The 20,942-nt window shown below is 46.6% G+C and carries 18 protein-coding genes and 1 tRNA gene; 18 read left to right on the top strand and 1 reads right to left on the bottom strand.

What is annotated here, in order from left to right:
* Positions 1 to 3: 3 nt before the first annotated feature.
* The 16 genes from rlmB (at position 4) to ACLTOH_RS08495 (ending at position 18,256) form a co-directional block, all read left to right on the top strand.
* Positions 4 to 747 (top strand): 23S rRNA (guanosine(2251)-2'-O)-methyltransferase RlmB, encoded by a 744-nt coding sequence (rlmB, locus tag ACLTOH_RS08570; RefSeq protein ID WP_118692551.1) that lies wholly within the window; start codon positions 4 to 6, stop codon positions 745 to 747.
* Between the two features lie 27 nt (positions 748 to 774).
* Entirely contained in the window at positions 775 to 1,392 is a 618-nt protein-coding gene (gene sigH / locus ACLTOH_RS08565) for an RNA polymerase sporulation sigma factor SigH (protein WP_337415116.1), read from the top strand.
* 200 nt (positions 1,393 to 1,592) lie between these two features.
* Entirely contained in the window at positions 1,593 to 3,020 is a 1,428-nt protein-coding gene (locus ACLTOH_RS08560; protein ID WP_412223929.1) for an efflux RND transporter periplasmic adaptor subunit, read from the top strand.
* Between the two features lie 13 nt (positions 3,021 to 3,033).
* Positions 3,034 to 6,096, top strand: a complete 3,063-nt coding sequence (locus tag ACLTOH_RS08555; RefSeq protein WP_412223927.1) for an efflux RND transporter permease subunit — start codon at positions 3,034 to 3,036, stop codon at positions 6,094 to 6,096.
* Complete coding sequence (locus tag ACLTOH_RS08550) at positions 6,089 to 6,724, top strand: TetR/AcrR family transcriptional regulator (RefSeq protein WP_412223926.1); 636 nt, start codon at positions 6,089 to 6,091, stop codon at positions 6,722 to 6,724. The genes ACLTOH_RS08555 and ACLTOH_RS08550 overlap by 8 nt, the downstream gene beginning before the upstream one ends.
* A 77-nt stretch (positions 6,725 to 6,801) precedes the next feature.
* Positions 6,802 to 6,874, top strand: a tRNA-Thr gene (locus tag ACLTOH_RS08545).
* A gap of 240 nt (positions 6,875 to 7,114) precedes the next feature.
* Positions 7,115 to 7,477 carry a hypothetical protein gene (locus ACLTOH_RS08540; protein WP_227061985.1) on the top strand — a complete coding sequence of 121 codons (363 nt, stop codon included), beginning with the start codon at positions 7,115 to 7,117 and terminating at the stop codon, positions 7,475 to 7,477.
* 165 nt (positions 7,478 to 7,642) lie between these two features.
* Positions 7,643 to 8,851, top strand: a complete 1,209-nt coding sequence (locus ACLTOH_RS08535; protein ID WP_227061988.1) for a hypothetical protein — start codon at positions 7,643 to 7,645, stop codon at positions 8,849 to 8,851.
* 228 nt (positions 8,852 to 9,079) lie between these two features.
* On the top strand, positions 9,080 to 9,817 hold the full coding sequence (locus tag ACLTOH_RS08530) for a hypothetical protein (protein WP_227061990.1): 738 nt from the start codon (positions 9,080 to 9,082) through the stop codon (positions 9,815 to 9,817).
* A gap of 15 nt (positions 9,818 to 9,832) precedes the next feature.
* The gene (locus ACLTOH_RS08525) at positions 9,833 to 10,558 is read left to right on the top strand and encodes a hypothetical protein (RefSeq protein ID WP_227061992.1); all 726 of its coding nucleotides are present in this window, start codon (positions 9,833 to 9,835) and stop codon (positions 10,556 to 10,558) included.
* 329 nt (positions 10,559 to 10,887) lie between these two features.
* Positions 10,888 to 12,024, top strand: coding sequence for an ATP-binding protein (locus ACLTOH_RS08520; protein WP_227062045.1), 1,137 nt, complete (start codon positions 10,888 to 10,890; stop codon positions 12,022 to 12,024).
* Positions 11,949 to 12,149, top strand: a complete 201-nt coding sequence (locus ACLTOH_RS08515) for a winged helix-turn-helix transcriptional regulator (RefSeq protein ID WP_412223934.1) — start codon at positions 11,949 to 11,951, stop codon at positions 12,147 to 12,149. Before ACLTOH_RS08520 ends, ACLTOH_RS08515 begins: the two co-directional genes overlap by 76 nt.
* Positions 12,150 to 12,175: 26 nt before the next feature.
* Positions 12,176 to 13,423, top strand: coding sequence for a hypothetical protein (locus tag ACLTOH_RS08510; protein ID WP_412223923.1), 1,248 nt, complete (start codon positions 12,176 to 12,178; stop codon positions 13,421 to 13,423).
* 71 nt (positions 13,424 to 13,494) lie between these two features.
* Positions 13,495 to 14,340, top strand: a complete 846-nt coding sequence (locus ACLTOH_RS08505; RefSeq protein ID WP_412223921.1) for a hypothetical protein — start codon at positions 13,495 to 13,497, stop codon at positions 14,338 to 14,340.
* A gap of 84 nt (positions 14,341 to 14,424) precedes the next feature.
* Positions 14,425 to 17,514, top strand: coding sequence for an AAA family ATPase (locus ACLTOH_RS08500; protein ID WP_412223918.1), 3,090 nt, complete (start codon positions 14,425 to 14,427; stop codon positions 17,512 to 17,514).
* A gap of 55 nt (positions 17,515 to 17,569) precedes the next feature.
* A complete protein-coding gene (locus tag ACLTOH_RS08495; RefSeq protein WP_337418603.1) occupies positions 17,570 to 18,256 on the top strand; it encodes an HAD family phosphatase in 687 nt (228 codons plus the stop codon).
* A gap of 3 nt (positions 18,257 to 18,259) precedes the next feature.
* Here the strand turns inward: ACLTOH_RS08495 and ACLTOH_RS08490 are convergent, their stop codons facing one another.
* Positions 18,260 to 18,592 (bottom strand): cupin domain-containing protein, encoded by a 333-nt coding sequence (locus ACLTOH_RS08490; RefSeq protein WP_227062001.1) that lies wholly within the window; start codon positions 18,590 to 18,592, stop codon positions 18,260 to 18,262.
* A gap of 122 nt (positions 18,593 to 18,714) precedes the next feature.
* Here ACLTOH_RS08490 and ACLTOH_RS08485 point away from each other — a divergent pair, with 122 nt between their 5' ends.
* A complete protein-coding gene (locus tag ACLTOH_RS08485; RefSeq protein WP_337415393.1) occupies positions 18,715 to 19,893 on the top strand; it encodes an ATP-binding protein in 1,179 nt (392 codons plus the stop codon).
* Between the two features lie 106 nt (positions 19,894 to 19,999).
* Positions 20,000 to 20,878 (top strand): YicC/YloC family endoribonuclease, encoded by an 879-nt coding sequence (locus tag ACLTOH_RS08480; protein WP_262594386.1) that lies wholly within the window; start codon positions 20,000 to 20,002, stop codon positions 20,876 to 20,878.
* Positions 20,879 to 20,942 lie beyond the last annotated feature (64 nt).

Raw genomic sequence — 20,942 nt, 5'->3', positions numbered from 1 at the left:
AACATGGGATATCAGGAATTTACCATAGAAGGCAGAAATGCCGTGATTGAGGCGTATCGTTCGGGCAAACCCATTGACAAGCTGTTCATTTTGGATGGCTGTCAGGACGGTCCGATGATGACCATCAAAAGAGAAGCAAAAAAGCATGACACATTAGTAAAATATGTGACCAAGGAGCGTCTGGACCAGTTATCCGAGACCGGAAAGCATCAGGGCGTTATCGCTTATGCGGCAGCTTATGAGTACGCAGAGGTAGATGACATCTTGGAAGCAGCGAAGAAAAAGGGTGAGCCGCCCTTTATTTTCCTGCTGGATAATATCGAGGATCCTCATAATCTGGGAGCTATCATCCGTACCGCCAATCTGGCAGGTGCCCATGGTGTCATCATCCCGAAGAATCGTGCAGCAGGACTGACCGCTACGGTAGCGAGAACCTCCGCCGGAGCACTGAACTATACGCCGGTGGCAAAGGTGACGAATCTGGCGAAGACCATCGAAGATCTGAAAAAGGAAGGTCTGTGGTTCGTGTGTGCGGATATGGGCGGGACTACCATGTACGATCTGAATCTCAAGGGCCCCATCGGTCTGGTCATTGGCAACGAGGGTGAGGGCGTAGGCCGTCTGGTGAAGGAAAAATGCGACATGGTGGCGTCCATTCCCATGAAGGGAGATATCGATTCCTTAAATGCTTCCGTAGCAGCCGGTGTACTGGCTTACGAGATCGTACGTCAGAGACTACAGGCGTAATATAGGAGTGGAAAAAAAGGGGAAAGCATGGCAGAGCATTTCAAATATGAAGAGATGACGGATGAAGAACTCATCGACCAGCTGCGGGAAGGTGACAGACAGGTGATGGATTACATCTGCGACAAGTATAAAAATCTGGTGCGAAGCAAGGCAAAATCCATGTATATTCTGGGCGGAGACAGCGAAGATCTGATCCAGGAAGGGATGATCGGGCTGTTCAAGGCAGTGCGGGATTATGATTGCGGCAGAGATGCCAGCTTTTATACCTTTGCAGATCTGTGTATCAGCAGACAGATGTACACGGCAGTGCAGGCTTCCAAGCGCCTGAAGCACTCACCGCTCAACAGCTATGTATCTCTGTATGAGCGAAGCAGCGAGGGCACGGACAATGAGGAGAAAAATCTTATTGAGGCTCTGGCGGCCAGAACCCAGATGAGTCCGGAGGAACTGTTCCTGGACAAGGAGCGGGTGGAAGATCTGGAGAGAGCTATTGAGACAGAACTCAGCAGCTTTGAAAAACAGGTGCTGGATTTGTACCTGACGGGAATGAGCTATACCCAGATCGCCAAGGTGCTGGGAAGAGACGAAAAGTCTACGGACAATGCCTTACAGCGTCTGAAGAGCAAAATCCGGAAACTGGTGTGATGCAAAATAATGAGAGAAGAGGACACATTCTTGAAAAAATTTTTCAGGAATGTGTTTTTTATAGTTTTTTAATAGAATCTGCAGAGTTGGAATATTGACTTAAAACCCGGCATAGGAGTATACTGCAAATGCTGACCGACCGGCCGGTCGGTTAATAAAGCAAATACATATTCATAACTATTCAGAAAGGCGAAAAGATCATGCACAATACATGGAAAAGAAATTGCAGCATCGGAATGGCGTTGTTGATGGGAGGCAGCCTGTTGCTCGGAGGCTGTGGCAGCAATGCGGTGCAGGACACTGCGGAGACCTCTGCGGTCGTTGTAGATATGGAGCAGGCTCAGACCGGAAAACTGACCCTGCAGAACAGCTTTGTGGGGACGGTTTCTCCCCAGGAACTGGTCTATGTCATTCCCTTTGCCTCCGGCACGGTGACGGATACTTATTTTGAGGTGGGGGATCAGGTCAATGCCGGGGATGTTCTGTTCAAGATCGATGATTCCGCAGCAAAATTACAGTTAGAACAGGCGCAGCTCAGTGCGGCCAATGTAAGGCAGCAGGCAGACAGTGCCCTGACCACACAGCAGGAATCCGCCAATATCCAGATGGATAGTAGCAGAGTGCAGGCACAGTCCGGGTATGATCAGGCACAGATCGCATATGTCCAGGCGAAAAATGCCTATGACCAGAACTATGATGATCTTTCAGATCAGATCGACGCATGCAATGCAAATATTACACAGCTGGAGAATGCCATAAAAGCAGCGTCATCCAGTGTGAGCGGCGGAAATGCGTCAAGTGTTGTGCAGATGAAGACGCAGATCGAGACACTGAAAGGAACGAAGAAACAGCTGGAGTCCAGCAGAAATTCTCTGGTGGCCGGATTACAGCAGGCGGAATCCGCTTACAATGCAGCAAAGAGCAGCATGAATATTGTGGATCGTTCCCAGGCATTGTCCCAGGGACAGGCACTGGAGGATACGAAGAAGCAGCTGTCCACCAGTGAACAGCTGGCAAATGTGGGCGTGGAAAGTGCGGAACTGGCATTATCCTACTACACTGTCAAGGCTCCCATCTCCGGTACGATTCAGAGCAAGGGAGTGGAAGTCAACGGCATTGCCGGAAGCAGCAATCCTGCGTACACCATTGCCAATGAAAATATGATGACCGTGACTTTTCAGGTCAGCGAAGCTGTGAAAAATACACTGACTATGGGACAGGAAGTGACTGTGGAGCGAGGAAATGCCAGCTATACCGGTAACATTACCGAGATTGGAGTGGCAGTGAACCAGCAGACCGGTCTGTTCCAGATCAAAGCAGCGGTAAATGCCGATGGCAGTGCATTGCCCAGCGGTGTATCCGTGAAACTGACGACCGATACCTATCATACGAACGACAGTGCGGTACTGATCCCTTATGATGCCGTGTACTATGATAATACCGGCTCTTATGTATATTTAAGTGTGGATGGCAAGGCCGTGAAGACCTATGTGACCACAGATCTGTTTGATGATACACAGATTTCTGTTACTGAGGGAATACAGCCCGGAGATACCGTGATCACCAGCTGGTCTCCCAAGCTGATGAACGGTGTGGAAGTCACCGCACCGGTGAAGGCAGAAGAGTAGGGGAGGCAGCAGAATGAATTTGACAAAGCTTGCTCTGAAAAGACCGGTATCCTGTTTTCTGGTGATCCTGGCACTGGCAGTATTCGGCATCAGCTCCATTTTCGGATTCAAGATGGAACTGACGCCCGACATTGAGATGCCTATGCTCATCGTCATGGCTACCTATCCCGGCGCAGACCCGGAGAGCGTGGATGAACTCGTGGCATCCGTTATCGAAGATTCCGGTTCCACCCTGAGCGGTGTGGATTCCGTGAATTCCTATTCCTTTGAAAATTATTGTATGGTCTTGTTCACCTATGAATACGGTGTGGATATTGATGAATGTCACAACGATCTCCGTGCGGCCATGGAGACGGCGAAGTTAAGTCTGCCGGATGACGTGGATCAGCCTACCATCATTGAGATGAACATGAACAGTATGGATGTCATGACGATCTCCGCAGTGGAAGTCGGCGATGTGGATATGTTAAAAGTAGTCAATGAATCCGTGGTACCGGAACTGGAATCTCTGTCCAGCGTGGCACAGGTATCCGTCACCGGTGGTTCCGAGGATTATATCAAAGTAGAACTCAATGAGACCCTGATGAAGCAGTACGGTCTGACCATGTCCAGTGTGGCACAGATGCTGGGAACCGTAGACTTTACTTATCCTGCAGGCAGCGTGACCCAGGGCAGTCAGGACATCAGCGTGGCGACGTCCATGGAGTACAATACGGTACAGAAGCTGCGGGAAGTACCCCTGATGACTACCAAAGGACAGGTCATTACCTTACAGGATATTGCAAATGTTACTACGGCATCCAAGGATGCTTCCAGTATCAGCCGTTACAACGGACAGGACAATGTCAGCATCGGCATTAAGAACAAAAGTAGTGCCGGTACGGTAAATGCCTGCCGGGATGTGAAGGAAAAATTACAGCAGATCCAGGCGGAGAATCCGGCCATCGAATTTGAAGTTACTTATGATGCCAGTTCCTCCATTATCAGCTCCCTGACCAGTGTAGCCGAGACCCTGTTATTGGGTGTTGTATTGACCATGGCGGTGCTGTTCCTATTCTTTGGCGATTTCAAGGCCAGCCTGATCGTCGGAGCCTCCATGCCCATTTCCCTGTTCCTGACTCTGATCCTTATGAGCATGATGGGATTCTCCATGAACATTGTAACACTGGGATCTCTGGTCATTGCCATCGGTATGATGGTAGACTCTTCCATCGTTGTGATCGAGAGCTGTTTCCGAAGACAGAAGAGTACACCGGATCTGAAACAGACAGCCTTAGAGGGAACGAAGGAAGTGACGGCTTCTATTATCGCTTCCACCATTACCACCATCGTGGTATATCTGCCGCTGGCCACTATGAAGGGCCTGTCCGGACAGATGTTTGAGCAGCTGGGATTCACCATTGTATTTGCCATGCTGGCATCCCTGATCGCAGCTATGATGTTGGTACCGTTGTTCTACACAGTATTTAAACCGAAGGAAAAAGAAAATCTGCCCATCGATAAGCTGTTGAAGAAATTTACCACATGGTATCAGAGGATCCTGCGGAAGCTGATGAAGCGCAGAAGGACTGTCGTTGGTGTGGCTGTGGCTCTGATGATCGGCACGGTTCTGCTGGCAGGAACGCTGGACATGGAGCTGATTCCTGCAGCGGATGAAGGAGTCGTGGCGGTTACGGTGAATTTCCGTTCCGGTACCACACTGGAAAAAGAGGATGAAGCACTGAAGCTGTGGGAACAGATCGCTGAAGAGGAACCGGATGTGGAATTCTATTCCGTATCCATCAGCGGCTCCAGTGCAACCCTTACTGCAGATCTCATCAAGAAGAGAACCCTGACTACAGCACAGGTAGTAGATAAATGGAATGAGATTGCAGCCGGTATGACGGATATGGATGTTACGGTAACATCTTCCGGCAGCAGTATGAGCTCCATGATGAGCACCAGCAGCTATGAGATCGATTTACAGGGCAGTGACAGGGCAGAACTGGCACAGGCCGCAGAAGACCTGCAGGCAGAGATCGAGAAGATTGACGGTGTCGTAAAGACAGAAAACTCTCTGGCCAACTCTACGACGTTGGCCAAGGTAGTGGTAGATCCTCTGAAGGCAATGCAGTACGGGCTGACACCCATTCAGGTCGGCATGATCATACATAACGTATTAAGCGGTATGAATCCGTTGACGATCACCAATGATGGTTCGGAGTATGCGGTATGGCTGGAATATCCGGAAGGAAGCTATGATGATCTGAACCTGCTGATGGATCTGGGACTGGATACTTCTTTTGGCACCGTGGTACCGTTAAGAGATATTGCAGAGATCAATTACGCACAGAGTCAGGAGACCATCATGAAGCAGGACGGTCTGTATCAGGTCAGCGTGACGTCCACTATGACCTCCGAGAAGATATTTGATGCCCAGAATGCTATCAACGATCTGGTGGATCACACGGTATTCCCGGATTCTGTAACCCCGGCAGACAGTATGATGACGGGAATGATGAACGATGAGTTCCAGGCATTGTTGCAGGCAATTCTGGTAGCTACATTCCTGGTATTCCTGGTGATGGCAATGCAGTTTGAATCCCCCAGATTCTCCTTCATGGTCATGATGTGTATTCCTTTTGCACTGATCGGATCCTTCCTGCTGTTGTTCATTACGCAAAGTACCATTAGTATGGTATCCCTGATGGGATTTCTGATGTTGATGGGTATTGTGGTAAATAACGGTATTCTGTTCGTGGATTCCGCAAATATGCTGCGGGAAGAGGGAATGTCCACTGAGGATGCGCTGGTGGCTTCCGGAAGTACCCGTCTGCGTCCTATCCTGATGACGACATTGACAACGATCCTGTCCATGATCCCCATGGGACTGGGACTGGGCGATAACGGTGTCATAATGCAGGGAATGGCACTGGTTATCATCGGCGGTCTGACGGCTTCCACGATCCTGACCCTGATCCTGATCCCGACCTTCTATCTGATCTTCGATAAGCGGAGCAGACAGGAGAGAAGAGCGGCTAAGAAGCTGGCAAAATCTCAAAGATCTGGAAAAACGGGGGATGCGGAAAATGAGTAAAATAACCGGATTGGAGGCACCGAACCAGGTGCCTCCCAAGGTGACCGCCATGTACCGGGCAGTCAGCACACTTTTGCGGGAGGACAAGGATATCTCGGAAATGAGCGTGTCCATGATCACCGGGCTGGCGGGCATTGGCAAGGGAACTGCTTATGAATATTTTGATTCCAAGGAAGAGATCATTGTCTGTGCTCTGTTGTATGAAATCCGTACAGTAACGGAACAGGCCTCCCGTCAGATTCAGACCTGTCCGGATCTGGAGACCCAGATCCACAGAATGCTTTTGCTGGTGGAAGAACATTCCCAGTGTGTGGATGCCATCATGGCGTTTCTGCATCTGCTGACAGATCATTCCAAGGAGGGAAATCTTCTGCGGCAACGGATAGCGGAACAGAAGGAAAACGGGCCGGTGGATCTTTTGGTCCGCCAGATCATAGACAGTGCACGGGCGAAAGGAGAACTGCGGGAGGACATTCCGCTGTCTTATATTACCAACGCGCTGTTGGCTCGGATGATTTCCTATCTGATGTACCAGTGCCACCATATCGGTGATGATATGCCCCCAGAAGAGATGCGCAGACTGGTCACCGAAAGCATAATGAATGAATTGTGCAAAAAAAATATATAATTTAAAATAATTCTATTGACAAAGTGAGATACCTTTGATAAAATGTAACACGGTGATTGCGTTAGCAGTCACGTGATGCTGCTGTGGCTCAGTCGGTAGAGCGTCGCATTGGTAGTGCGGAGGTCACGGGTCCGATTCCCGTCAGCAGCTCTTTTGAAAAGTGTGGAAACCTTGAAAATACAAGGTTTCCACTTTTTTTGTGTGTCTAAAAGTTTGTAGACAGCTTATAATGCTTTTGAAAAATGGCTAAATATGCGTATAATGCGTATAATAATGAAATAGAGTGTTCTTAAACTTGCGCATAATCAAAATAAAATATGCGTATTTAAAGATGGATTGTATGTATTCCTACGCATATGGCAGGGCTGCTACATTAATGAGGAAAAATAAATGTGGAAAGACAATGATGATAAAATCATGGACATTTTAGAGAACATAGAGACTTTAAACAGGCAGGACTTTCCCGTAGTTTGCCCTATTTGTGGAGGAAAAGAGGGACATCTGTATTTCTGCAAAAATGTAGAGGGAGATGAAAAAGGAGGTATGTGGGCGTGGTGCAGCTCATGCCGCCATTTTGCGCATACTTTGTATCGATTACCCAAATGGTGGAAAAATTTAGATAAAATTAAAGCTGAAAATTTGGCGGGCTGTCCTGATTATCTGGAAGAAAATAAGTTATGCATTGATGAATGGGTTAATAAGCTTGGCAAAAATGAAGGGTATGGAACACTGGTAGAAAATAGGGAAAATTAGAAAATGAAAATCATAGAAAGAATCGACAGGCAATAAAATGCCCGCCGGTTCTTTTTTATTTTATCAGGAAAATGATGCAACTATGATGTAACGGCATGTTATTTTAATAATGAAACTCAGGATATCAGCTGAAAATAAATACATAGGATGAGGCAGGGAAGGTGCATGAAAACATTATCAGTTACAAAATTTGTAGTCAGAAAAATAGTATTGTTAATGATGATTGGAATTTTTTTAGTGGGGTGTGCACATGATACTGATGAAAGTGGAGCAATTTATCAGAAGAGCGCTATTCCCATCGATTTTGGAGTTGAATCGAGAACAGATTTAAACGGAGACGGAAAAGAAGACAGGGTGCGTGTGATTGACAGACGTGATGTTGGATTGACAACAATCATAGCAAATGTAAATGGCATAGATGTGGCAATAAAAGATTATAGAGGATATTGTGAATCGACAGTTACTACCGGTGACTTAACAGGAAATGGGAAAGCAGATGTACTGTTGAAAAGAGCAACACGAGGAACCGATTCCGGTACTGTTAATATCTCTATTCTGCATTTGGAGAATACAGGCTGGATGGAGTATTCATACAATTTTATTCATAATCCTGATATTGATTTAGAACAGCCGGATACATTTGATGATGAAGTCTATCTCGGTGCTACATTGTTTGAAAAAGATGGAAAGGTAATGGTTCGTTTTATTTCATTCCAGGATAATGATAAAAGTCAAAATACAGTAAAATGCACAGAAGCATCTTATTGTGAAGATGGCTGGTATATAGAGGATATTAAGATGATTCCGGATTTTTTTAGTGGTGATAAATATGAAAGATTATTAGCACCGTTATATGAGACGGAGAATGTTAATGAGGAAGAAATGATAGAGCAAAATTCGGAAAAAGCAGATGACAAGATAGAGGAATTTTCCATGGATGAAATTGAAGAATTGTTTTTTGGCGAGTGGGAAGTTACGAAATTGCTTGGCTTTACAAAAATACAGAACGATTATACGAATTATCCGGAGGGACATGACATCATAGGCAATCATATTGTGATAAATGAAGATGTATTTTCCAGTGAAGGACTTGAAAAATATGAACGTTATCAATGTGAGGTTTTAGAACCTTCTTATGAGGTATCTCCTATAATAGATCGTAATTGGATCTATAATATAAGTGAAGCCGTAAAAGAAGATCCGGAATTATATGACTGGATTCTAAATTATGATGAATTTCAGGATTTGGAAATAAGAGGCACAAGAGATGGAATAAAGGGAAAATCTCCGGCAGTGAACATAATGATTTCCAGTGATAAGCAGTTTGTTATTCTTACGATGGATTGTGTTTTTTACCTTTTGGAGAAAATATAATCAGAGAACTTAATATACCAGTTAAAAATATATACATAGAATGAGGTGCACTTAGGGGTGAAAAGAAAAATATTTCGAAGAATAATAGTCATGTTGCTGTTGGTATTTGCAGGCGTGGTTGTTTTCAAAGGCCAAAATACTGCTGCGGCATACAATGGAAAATGGAAGGTTACACGTCATCTCACGACGTACTATAGAGCATACAGTTATTTTTTTCGACAGCACTATTTGGGAAGGACAGTTATTCTTGGCGAAAATTCCGTAGAAAAGAGCATTGTGGCATGGCCGGATTACCTGGAATGGGAAAAAATACAATTTGATGATTCGGATATAGTTTCTTATTCTACTCAGGATGAATGGCTGGATATCGATTCTCTCTGGATGATAGAAGATTATGCGGATATAGAACAGGTCCGGTTCCTTAGATATATTGATGAAATGTATGATGAATCTGACTACTGCGTGGATTACATTGTTATTTTAGATAAAACACATATAGTCTATGGGTTTTGCGGCGGGGATTATTTGCTAGAACCGTTTCAATACTGTGACCCTAAGGTGAGTGAAAAAGATTTGAACGGAACATGGAAAATTGCATATCTGGACAGCTATGAAAACTCATACGAAGGCGGTTTTGAGGAAATAGAAAAGGAGGCGCCGGGAAGAATATTGCAGGGCACGAATTTTAAGGCGGAAGACTGGCTGGGAAAAAGTGTTATCGTCTCGGAAGATGAAGTCAGAATATTGGAGACCGCCCGCCAGACAGTTGGAATAGAAGTCAGAAAGACGGGGCGGGAAGATTTTGAACAGGAAATGGATATCCACGATGGCCTGAGCATTTATGATGATGAGATTCTTGTGTGCAATATAAAATGTCAGGATGGAGAGGACATTGTCTGTGTGCCGGTGAATAAGAACCAGATGATCATGCGTATTGAAGAAGGCTGGTTTATGCTGGAAAAATAGAAAGTCAGGAGAAAAATGAAAGAAAAAATCAGCATATTGTTAATAGGATTCATGTTAATGTTTTCCGGCTGCGGAAAGCAGGATGTTCAGGTATATTACTGGGACAATGAAGGAAACGATGTATTAACATCCAAAATGAAAACAGACAGACAGAGTGAAAATGGCTTTGTAAGGAATTTTCTGGAAACATATAATGCGGACATGGAAACAAAAGAGGAATTATTAGACATAGCAGGGATAAAAATGTTCTCCTATAAGACCTCTGCTGAAAATACTGTTTTTGTATTTCAAGAACCGGTCCCAGACAGCACGGATATAAAAAATACATGTATTTTAATAAACATGGATGGTCTGGAAAAATATGATGGACTGCAATTGGATTTTATTGGAAATTTCCCTGCAAGAGACTCCGAGGATTATATTTTTCAAAGGGAATCCTATGAGGATTACATAAAGATAAGTTATAGAGATAATGTAGATTATTATACGGATGGTGGAATTCAGTATTATGATCTGGATGGACATATTCTTTACTGGGAGCATTATTTAACCAGTGGAGACAGAAACCTATATTTTGTATGGGAAAATGACAAAGTGAAATGGATCGTAGATACCGGTGGAATGTCATTTGGCACAGATCCTGAGGATAGTACTATTTATACGGGAATTTACACACAGCTCTATTATTTTGAACCGGCGATATCCCGTGAAGAACTGACGGATATTTTTGTAGATATATAAGTAGCAAGCATACAACCATAGAATCAACGGAAGCGTTGCAGTTAAAGAAATACAATGGAATATAAAAATAGATTTTTGGGGAACCATTGCGTTGTGGCAAAGATATGAGTACAATAAAAATGACCAGTTAATATTTGTGTGGCTATATATAGGAAAAGAAGACGGGAAATGAATAAAGGGGGATATATTGTTTGAAGGATCTGTTTGATATATCAAAATTTGACTCATACAAAGAAGATAATCGTCGGGAAGTTAAGAAGGCAAATGGAGGGTTACCAGTGTCCTTATGGGACTAGTATTCTGCATTTGCCAATTGCTATGGTGGAGTAATCATTCTTGGTGTTGTAGAAAATAAGGATGGTTCCTGGCATACTACAGGACTTAAAGCGGCGGATAAAGAGAAACTTATAAAGCAATTCTGGGATACAATTAATAATCGCAAAAAAGTAAGTGCTAATATTTTAAAAGACGATGATGTAGAAATATATGATGTAAACGGGGATTTAATTATTGTTATTCATGTCCCAATGGCGAAACGGGAAGAAAAGCCGGTATATGTTGATAATGATCTGTTTGGCGCTACATTTAGAAGAAATCATGAAGGCGATTATCGTTGTACACGTCTACAGGTAAAAACAATGCTTCGTGATCAGGCTGAAAATACTATGGATATGGAGGTACTGGACGAGGTCCCGATGGAGGATTTGAACTATGAGACGATACAGGGATATAGAAACCGTCACAGAACATTGAAACCGGGGCATCCTTTTGAAAGATTAAACGATAGTGAATACTTGAGAAGTATTGGCGCGGCAGCTATATCAAGAGAGGACAGACAACTTCATCCTACGGCGGCTGGGATGCTGATGTTTGGAGAGGAATATAACATTGTAAGACATTTTCCGGAATACTTTCTGGATTATCGTGAAATGCTTGATCCTGCTATTCGATGGACAGATCGTCTGCAATCCAGTTCAGGGGAATGGTCCGGAAATATTTGTGATTTCTATTTCAGGGTATATAATAAAATAATTATGGATGTGAAAAAACCTAAGAAACTTGTATTGGAGAATCCCGGATATATAAGGACAGGTAAAATACAAATGTGTAAGGGTGGAGAATCAGATCCGAGAAATAAATCTCTTATGAAGATGTTTAACCTTATTAATATCGGTGAACGTTCCGGCAGTGGTGTTCCTAATATATTTAATACATGGGAAGATGAAGGATGGAAGGAACCTGTAATTGAAGAACGGTTTGATCCGGATCGGACGATATTGACACTTGAATTTGTTGAAAAACAAGTGAGAAAAGCAAGCGAAGAAAGCAAGCGAAGAAAACAAGCGAAGAAAACAAGCAAAGAAAACAAGCAAAGAAAACAAGCGGTAATATTGCAAAAATATATGAGTATCTCGCACAACATGGAGAAGCTAAGACAAATGAAATTGCCGATTATATTGGGCTAAGTCCGGCAAGAACAAGGGCAATCATTTCTGAAATGGAAAATATTGAGAGAATAGGAACGAATACCAATAGAAAATACAAACTAAAAAAAGCTGATGATGATCATGGAACAAGGCCTGTCAGATGAGATACCCGGTCAGATGAGGAAAACGTATGGGGGAACTGCACAGAGTATGTAAAAATTTCACACGTCATGACAAGAAGACCCGTACGATCCTGCTGTGCGAGATGCTGGAGTACACGAATGTATTTTTGGAGGCGGCATTCCGGGCGGAGGGGTATTCCTTCGAGACTTTAAAGAACCCGGTGAAGGACCGCACTCTGGCACTTCGCTATATCAGTAACGACTATTGCTATCCGACGGTATTGATCCTTGCACAGTTCCTGGAATATCTGGAAAGCGGGGAGCGGGATCCGGGGGAGATCGCTTTTATGGAGCCGCAGGCGGGTGGTGCCTGCAGAGCCGGGAATATCTACAATCTGCTCCAGAGAGTGTTGTACCGCATGGCGGAGCAGGGGCAGACGGAGTATGCGCAGATCCCCGTGATTTCCTTAAATCTCATGGGAGAGGAAAAACATACCGGCTTTCGTATTACTCCGGGGCTGTTGTCCGGTGGGATCGCTGCCGGATGCTATGGCGATCTGATCATGTGCCTGTACCAGCAGGTGAAGCCCTACGAACAGAATCCGGGAGAGACGGACCGCATCCGCAGTCAGGTGGAAAAGAAACTGTGCGAGAGCATTCGGAGACACAGGAACGGACGGCACACCAGAGAGAAAAATTACCGGTATGCCTGCGAAGTATTTTCGAAGGTACCGGTGAAACCCGGGAAGAAAAAGAGAGTCGGCATCACCGGTGAGATCTATATGAAATGTTCGAAACTGGGAAATGACGATATCGAAAGTTTTCTGCTCCGGCAGGGAATGGAGCCTTACAGCGGTGGTTTCGTCAACTACTGTCTGTATTTGGTGGATACAGAGCGGTATAAGGTAGAAAAGTACCAGCACAATCCCATCATGGCGAAAGCCTGTGCCTTTGTGCTCCACCGGTTGTGTGAGGCACAAAAACATCTGCTTACGGTGATCGGGGAGACAGACCGGTTCCAGACGGATCTGCCGTTCCCGGAACTGAAGGAGAAAGTGCAGGGGATTCTGGCGGAGGGCTGCAATACCGGTGACGGCTGGCTGATTGCCGCAGAGGTGATACAATATGTGGAAAAAGGCTGTGGAAGTGTGCTGATCCTGCATCCCTTCGGATGTCTGGTCAGCCATGTCTGCGAGCGGGGGATTTTGCAGCGGCTGCATGCCCGTTTTCCGGATGTCAGTATCCAGACCATAGAGTATGATTACGACCAGAGCAAGACCCTCAGAGAAAGCCGCATTTTATTGGCAATTTCCTAGGTTGGCAGCAGGTGCAGAACGTGGTACAATAAAACAGAAACTATTGCAACGTGTATTTTCAGGAGGGGAACATGAAGATAAAATGCGACTGGTGTGGCAGCTGGATCAATGATTTCGACCAGGTCTGCCCGAACTGCGGAGGAGTAAACAACAACTATAACCGTCATGCCAACGGCGTGCCTCAGACCATTGAGGAACTGAAAGCCTGGGCGAAGGAGATGAACCTTCCGCTGGAGGAAATGCGGACCTTTATCGGTGAGGATTACAAGGGAGCTAAAGCCTTCGGTATTTACAAGGATGAGACCGACGGCACTTTTGTCGTCTATAAGAACAAGGAGGATGGCACCCGGGCGGTACGCTACAAGGGATCGGACGAAGCCTATGCGGTCAACGAACTTTACCAGAAGATGAAGGAAAGGGTGGCCGTACAGAAGGCGCACCAGCAGCCGAAAGCTGCAAAGCCGGTTTCCGGGCCTACTGCTTCTGCGCAGCAAAAGCAATCGGAAAAAGCCTTGTCCAAAACCCTTTTTTCGATTTTCCTGATAGCAATAATAGCAATCATACCATTGTCCGTTATTTTTGCACTCATAGGGGAAAGCGGACCGAGTACCGGCTACTACACTTATGGAGACCAGAGCTATTACTATTATTCCGGGGACTGGTACGAGTGGGAGGATAATTCCTGGCAATACGCACCGTCGCAATCCTGGATGGACAGTGATTATGAGAATTACTACGATTCCTACAGCTATGACAGCGATGCGGAATATGAGGATTTTGAGGATTCGTCCTATTACACTCCTTATGAGTACAGCGATGATAATAACGATAGCTGGGATGATGACAGCTGGGATTCCGGATGGGATTCCAATGACAGTTGGGACTCAGGATACGATGACTGGGGCTCTGACTGGTAAAATGTGATTTAGAATACATACAAAGGAAGTCTTCGACAGGCTTCCTTTGCTTTTTCTTTTTTATGGTTTTGAACAGGAGAGAATATGAGCAGTTTACCCGGCATTACGAGGCAGGATGAGGAAAAAAGATTACAGCATACGTTAGAGATCGCACAGCGCAAGGTGGATGCCAACAGGCAGAGTGTACAGGCTCTGGCGGAAGAACTGCATGCCATGCAGGAGGAATTCGACGAGAACGACAAGGAAGCCCAGACCCTGTGGCACAATGCGGATGCCCGCTTCAAGTTCGTGAATCAGGATCTGCGCCGGGCGGAACAGGCGAGGAAAAAGCCCTACTTTGGCAGAATCGATTTCCGGGACAAAAAACTGAAAAAAGACGAGGTCTACTATATCGGCAGAAGTGTCATTGCGGATAACCCGGCAGAACCGGAGGTCATCGACTGGAGAGCACCCATTGCCAGCGTATATTACGATGCCGCCCTGGGGGATGTCTCTTATTCCGTAAAAGGGGAGGGAAAATACGACATCACCCTGTCGCGGAAGCGCACCTATGAGATCGAAAATGATGAGCTGAAGGACTTCTACGATTCGGATGTGGTGGCCAACGATGAACTGCTGACAAAATATCTGGCGCGGAACAAAAAGGCGGTGCTGGGCGAGATCATTGCCACAATCCAGCAGGAGCAGAACGAAGTCATCCGCAAAAAGCCCCAGCACAACATGATCGTACAGGGAGCGGCGGGCTCCGGCAAGACCACAGTGGCCATGCACCGTATTTCCTACATCCTGTACAACTACGATCAGGAGTTTGCACCGGAAGATTTTTATATTGTGGGAAGCAATCAGGTGCTCTTAAACTATATAACGGGAGTGCTGCCGGAACTGAATGTTTACGGTGTCTCCCAGATGACCATGGAGCAGTTGTTCGTAAGGCTTTTGTACGAGGACTGGGACAAGTCCTGGCAGATCAAGCCGGTGGTAAAAGGTGTGACCCCGGCGGTGAAGGGAACTCTTGTCTGGTTTAAAGAGCTGGAGAATTTCTGCCTGCGTTACGAATACCGCGCGATACCCAGAGAGGACGTGGTGATCGAAAAGACTGGCAAAGTGCTGCTGGACCGGGCCACCATTGCACGCTTATTGAAAGAGACAAAGGATCTGTCCCGGGCGGACAAAATCAGCAGACTGACGGATTATCTGATGGCACGGCTGGAAAATGAGCTGAGCGGAAAATATTATTCCTATACCCAGCCGGAAAAGCAGAAGCTCAAGCATTATTATGAGACCTATTTCGGAAAAAGGGAATGGAAGGGCTCTGTGGCGGAACTCTACGAACAGTTCCTGAAGGAAGAGCAGGAGAAAGATTTCACGGTCGAGGCGCCGGAAGGTGGCTACGATGTCTATGATCTGGCGGCCATGGCCTACCTCTACAAGCGCATCAAGGAGGACACGGTGATCCGGGAGGCGGGGCATGTGGTCATTGATGAAGCCCAGGATTTCGGCATGATGGCCTATGCGTCTTTAAAATATTGTCTGAGCAAATGTACCTATACGATCATGGGAGATGTGGCCCAGAATATTTCCGACCGCTACGGTCTCAACGACTGGACGGAACTGCGGAAATTGATGCTGCCTGGAGAGTTTGATTATTTCGGCATTTTGCAGAAAAGCTACCGTAACACGGTGGAAATCTCGGAGTTTGCCACGGACATTCTGTATCACGGAAGCTTTCCGGTCTATTCGGTGGAGCCCATCATACGTCATGGGGAACCGGTCGCGGTGAAAAAATGTGTGGATTTTACAGAGCAGGTGACACAGGCGGAGCAGGTCATCAAAGCATGGCAGAGCAAGGGGCTGGATACCATTGCCGTAGTCTGCATTGACGAAGCGGAGGCGGAAAAAGTAACAGCAGCCTTACAGGGCAGCGTGGACCTGAATACCGGAGATGCGGGAAAATGGGAGATCGGCGAGGGCGTCATGGTGCTTCCGTTAAAATACACCAAAGGTCTGGAATTCGATGCAGTACTGATCTTCAACGCTTCGGAGGAAGATTACCCGGTGGAAGACGGGTATGTGAAGCAGCTGTACGTGGCAGCCACCCGAGCCCTGCATGAACTGACGGTGCTGTACCGGGGGAAACTCACCGGACTGATCGTAGATCCGGTATCCCCAGAGCAGAAGCAGAGAATGCGCCTTGCCGCAGATGCCCAGAAGAAGCCGGTGAAAACGGTGGTAAAACAGGCAGAGCCGGAGAAGACAAAAGAAGAGATCTACAGACAGAGGGCACAGGAAGCGGAAAAGGAACGTGTGGCCAGAGAGCGTTACGGCCCAAAGAAGATCATCGTGACAAGAAACAGTCAGGGGACAACAGACGGCGCTACACCGAAGAAAGCAGGACAGTCAGGGGGACCTGAATCGAGGCGGACGGGACAGCCGTCACCTGCGAAAGTATACGGGGCAGGAAACGGCAATGCTGGCAGAGCAACCGGCAGACAGGAGCCGCGGATGGTAGAAAATAACGGCGAGTACGGCGATATGCCGGATGCCAAAACACTGATGCCCGCCGGACATTCCAGGATCGACTGCGCTGTGCGCATGGTCATGAAGGGCAAGGGCTATGTGGATCTTTTGAGTAGTTACGGAACCTTGCGGATCACACCCCTTGCGGTGGATCTGTTCCGGATTTGTTTTGCCAAAGGGCAGTGTCGTGAATTCCCGAAAGCGGCGGTGACGGCAGCAGGAGACCTCAGATGCACGGTGCGGGAGAATCCTTCCCTGGTGGAAATTACAGCGGGATATGCTCAGATCCGTGTGGATAAAAAGACGGGAGCATTGACATTTTTAAATACACAGGGTAAGATTCTGCTGACGGAACGAAGCAGAGAACCAAGGCAACTCGGAGAGAAAAAGAACTGGAGCTTTTTTGAATGGAAAAAGGACGAGGCTCTGATCGCCGGAGGGATTGGGGCACCGAAACCTTTGAAGATAGGTAATTCCGCTGCTTATTTTTCCTACGGAAGAGCGGATGACAGATATCCGGGGCTGGCTTCGTCTAAAGGATATGAGATGATCTTCCCTGCGGGAAGCAGGGTATTGTGCTGCAACATAGCCATGTACGGAACTTATATTTCCATGGAAGAGACAGATATCATCGATTACTATTTACGCGCAAAATGATGAGGATCATCGGTATGGGTAACAATCTGATGGTGCTCTGGATGTGAGGAGAATTATGAAGACAACAATAACCGCAGTGATATTTGATATGGACGGTGTCCTCTTTGATACCGAGAGGATGTATATGGAGTGCTGGAGAGAAGCGGCGGAGCCCAGGGGCCTTAAAAATGTGGACGAGATTTCCAAAGCCTGTATCGGAAGGACACTGCAGGGCACGAAGGAAGTGTTCGAGGCAGCGAAAGCAGAGCAGGGCATCGATGTGTCTTTTGAAGAATTGCATGAGGATTGCAGCCGGAGATTTAAGAAAAAGGAAGAACGGGAAGGCCTTCCCGAGAAGCCGGGCGTGCATGAGATCCTGGAATATCTGAAGGAGAACCGCATTCCAACAGCATTGGCATCCTCTACACGCAGGACCGCAGTTATGGAGCATCTGGACAGAGCGGGTATCACATCTTATTTTCAGAAAATTATCTGCGGCGACATGGTGGAGCATGGCAAGCCTGCACCCGATATTTATCTGAAGGCATGCGAGGAGCTTGGGGTTGCACCCGGACAGGCACTGGCGGTGGAGGATTCCTTCAACGGTATCCGGTCCGCCTATGCGGCAGGTTTATATACTGTGATGGTGCCGGACCAGCTGCCGCCCACAGAAGAGATTCTTGCGCTGGTAGACAAAAAGTGCGACAGCCTGACAGAGCTTCAGGCACAGCTGCCGGAGCTTCTGGCGGTATGTGGGGACTGAGGATCATTCTACTGCGGCATGGAACCATAGAACCTTACAGCAGTCACAGGAGGGATCCCGTCTGATCACATGATCCGTGTGAGCCGGTACCATAAAGGCGGTACCGGGCAGCAGAGGGATTTCTTCGCCATTGATGAGAGCATATCCTTTTCCGTCCAATACGAAGAAGCCTTCCTGATCGTCATGCTTTTGCGGCATGTGATATTCTGTGTTGCGATAGAGGGATACGCCCATACGACACCCTTTTACACACCCCTGGTCTTCATCTAACAGAGTGTGCCCGGTGCGTTCGGGCATTTGAGCTATAATGGAATCTAAAGTAGTATAAGGAATCATTTGTGTGCCTTTCTATGGATGTAATGTAACGATTCAGTTACCATATTTTTAATAACAGTGTAGCAGACTGAGAGAGGAAAAACAATAGACTGCCTGTTCGGGCAGAGTAAAGGAATATAAAAATGGAAGAAAAAGAGACAATACGGCCCATTGAGATCACATGGGAAGAACTACAGTCCCGGGACCTTGACCGATACATCCTGGTGGATACCAGAGGGGATGAAGCAGTAAACTATGGAATGATTCCCGGAGCCATTGCAATCCCCGAATGTGAACTTATAGACAGACTGGCGGCGGCAGCAGGGGATAAAAAAGTAATTTTGTATTGCAGCCGTGGACAGAACAGTAAGGTGTCTGCAGAGTATTTCAGAGAACAGGGAATGGAGGCCTACAGCTTACAGGGCGGCTATACCGGATGGCTGCTGAACCTGATGCAGAAGGAACAGCCCGGAGAAAAGGAAAATGAACGGGCAAGGGAAATTGAGAAGAGCATCCGCAAAAAGTTCCACAAAGTCCTGTTTTCCCGGTTTGCCAAAGCTATCAACGAATACGATATGATTCAGGAAAACGACAAGATCGCTGTATGCATTTCCGGCGGTAAAGATTCCATGCTGATGGCAAAACTGTTCCAGGAGCTGAAACGCCATAACAAGTTCCCCTTTGAACTGGTATTTTTAGTGATGGATCCCGGCTACAGCGAGGCAAACCGTAAGATCATTGAGAACAATGCGAAGCTGATGGATATTCCCATCACCATTTTTGAATCCCAGATATTTGATGCGGTGTATGACATAGAGGATTCCCCCTGCTATCTGTGTGCGAGAATGCGCAGAGGCTATCTGTACAGTCATGCGAAAGAGCTGGGCTGCAACAAGATCGCTCTGGGACATCATTACGATGACGTCATCGAGACGATCCTGATGGGAATGCTGTACGGTGGACAGGTACAGACCATGATGCCGAAGCTTCACAGTACGAATTTCGAGGGCATGGAGCTGATCCGCCCTATGTACCTGATCAGGGAGGATGACATCAAGCACTGGAGAGATTACAATGATCTGCATTTTATTCAGTGTGCCTGCCGGTTCACTGACACTTGTACCACTTGCCGTACCGATGGCAGCAGTCCCTCCAAGCGTATGGAGATTAAGAACCTGATCGCTTCGCTGAAACAGACTAACCCTTTTATCGAGGGGAATATTTTCAAGAGTGTGGAGAATGTAAACTTACGTACGATCATCGCCTACAAAGAGGATGGTGTGAAGCATCATTTTCTGGAGCATTACGACGAGTGGAAATAGTGTAAATAGGGCACCTGCACTTGACGGAAAGGGCATATTTATTCTATAATAGAATGAAAACCGTAAATTGCGGAAGGTATTACACGCCCTTACAACAGGAGAAGCTATGATCAAGAGTATGACGGGATTTGGCAGATGTGAAACTGCCGAGAATAACAGAAAGTTTACCGTAGAGATGAAGTCTGTGAATCATCGCTACCTTGATGTGAACATCAAAATGCCGAAGAAGTTGAATTTCTTTGAATCTGCGATCCGCAGTGAACTGAAGAATTATATTTCCAGAGGTAAAGTAGATCTGTTCATTACCTACGAGGATTTTTCCGAGAACACGTCCAATGTCCGTTACAACAAGGAACTGGCGGCGGAGTATCTGGGATACCTGAAGCAGATGGCCAGTGATTTTGACTTAGACTGCGATATCCGAGTGTCCACTTTGTCCAAGTATCCGGATGTATTTGTGATGGAAGAACAGGACATCGATGAGGAAGAACTGTGGAAAGAACTGCAGAGAGCCCTGAAGGGTGCCTGCGAGATGTTTGTACAGACCAGGATCACCGAGGGCGAGCATTTAAGAGATGACTTAATTAGCAAGCTGGATGGCATGCTGAAGCTGGTGGATTTCATTACGGAACGTTCTCCCCAGATCATTACTGAGTACCGTCAGAAGCTGGAAGACCGTGTGAAGGAACTGCTGGGCGATACTACTGTAGATGAAGGAAGACTTCTGACCGAGGTGACGATCTTCGCAGATAAGGTATGCGTAGATGAGGAACTGGTGAGACTGCGCAGCCATATCGAGACCACGAAGAGTACGCTGATGGCCGGTGGCAGTATCGGAAGAAAGCTGGATTTTCTGGCACAGGAGATGAACCGCGAAGCCAACACCATCCTGTCCAAGTCCAACGATCTGGAGATCTCCAACTGTGCGATTGAGCTCAAGACCGAGATCGAAAAAGTCAGAGAGCAGATACAGAATATTGAATAACAAGCTGCGAAGCAGCGGGAAGCACGATATCGTGCGGTTATGCGAATGGGAACTGCATGGCTAC

This window comes from Waltera sp. (genome assembly GCF_046969025.1).
Classification (GTDB): Bacteria; Bacillota; Clostridia; order Lachnospirales; family Lachnospiraceae; genus Acetatifactor; species Acetatifactor acetigignens.
This window is presented reverse-complemented; position numbering and strand designations above follow the sequence as displayed.

Bases quoted from the DNA above. Each gene is read 5' to 3' on its own strand.
- ACLTOH_RS08490 (WP_227062001.1), bottom strand. From the start codon at position 18,592: ATGATTCCTTATACTACTTTAGATTCCATTATAGCTCAAATGCCCGAA.
- ACLTOH_RS08500 (WP_412223918.1), top strand. From the start codon at position 14,425: ATGAGCAGTTTACCCGGCATTACGAGGCAGGATGAGGAAAAAAGATTA.
- ACLTOH_RS08540 (WP_227061985.1), top strand. From the start codon at position 7,115: ATGTGGAAAGACAATGATGATAAAATCATGGACATTTTAGAGAACATA.
- ACLTOH_RS08485 (WP_337415393.1), top strand. From the start codon at position 18,715: ATGGAAGAAAAAGAGACAATACGGCCCATTGAGATCACATGGGAAGAA.
- sigH (WP_337415116.1), top strand. From the start codon at position 775: ATGGCAGAGCATTTCAAATATGAAGAGATGACGGATGAAGAACTCATC.
- rlmB (WP_118692551.1), top strand. From the start codon at position 4: ATGGGATATCAGGAATTTACCATAGAAGGCAGAAATGCCGTGATTGAG.
- ACLTOH_RS08555 (WP_412223927.1), top strand. From the start codon at position 3,034: ATGAATTTGACAAAGCTTGCTCTGAAAAGACCGGTATCCTGTTTTCTG.
- ACLTOH_RS08550 (WP_412223926.1), top strand. From the start codon at position 6,089: ATGAGTAAAATAACCGGATTGGAGGCACCGAACCAGGTGCCTCCCAAG.
- ACLTOH_RS08505 (WP_412223921.1), top strand. From the start codon at position 13,495: ATGAAGATAAAATGCGACTGGTGTGGCAGCTGGATCAATGATTTCGAC.
- ACLTOH_RS08560 (WP_412223929.1), top strand. From the start codon at position 1,593: ATGCACAATACATGGAAAAGAAATTGCAGCATCGGAATGGCGTTGTTG.
- ACLTOH_RS08495 (WP_337418603.1), top strand. From the start codon at position 17,570: ATGAAGACAACAATAACCGCAGTGATATTTGATATGGACGGTGTCCTC.
- ACLTOH_RS08480 (WP_262594386.1), top strand. From the start codon at position 20,000: ATGATCAAGAGTATGACGGGATTTGGCAGATGTGAAACTGCCGAGAAT.
- ACLTOH_RS08510 (WP_412223923.1), top strand. From the start codon at position 12,176: ATGGGGGAACTGCACAGAGTATGTAAAAATTTCACACGTCATGACAAG.
- ACLTOH_RS08525 (WP_227061992.1), top strand. From the start codon at position 9,833: ATGAAAGAAAAAATCAGCATATTGTTAATAGGATTCATGTTAATGTTT.
- ACLTOH_RS08535 (WP_227061988.1), top strand. From the start codon at position 7,643: ATGAAAACATTATCAGTTACAAAATTTGTAGTCAGAAAAATAGTATTG.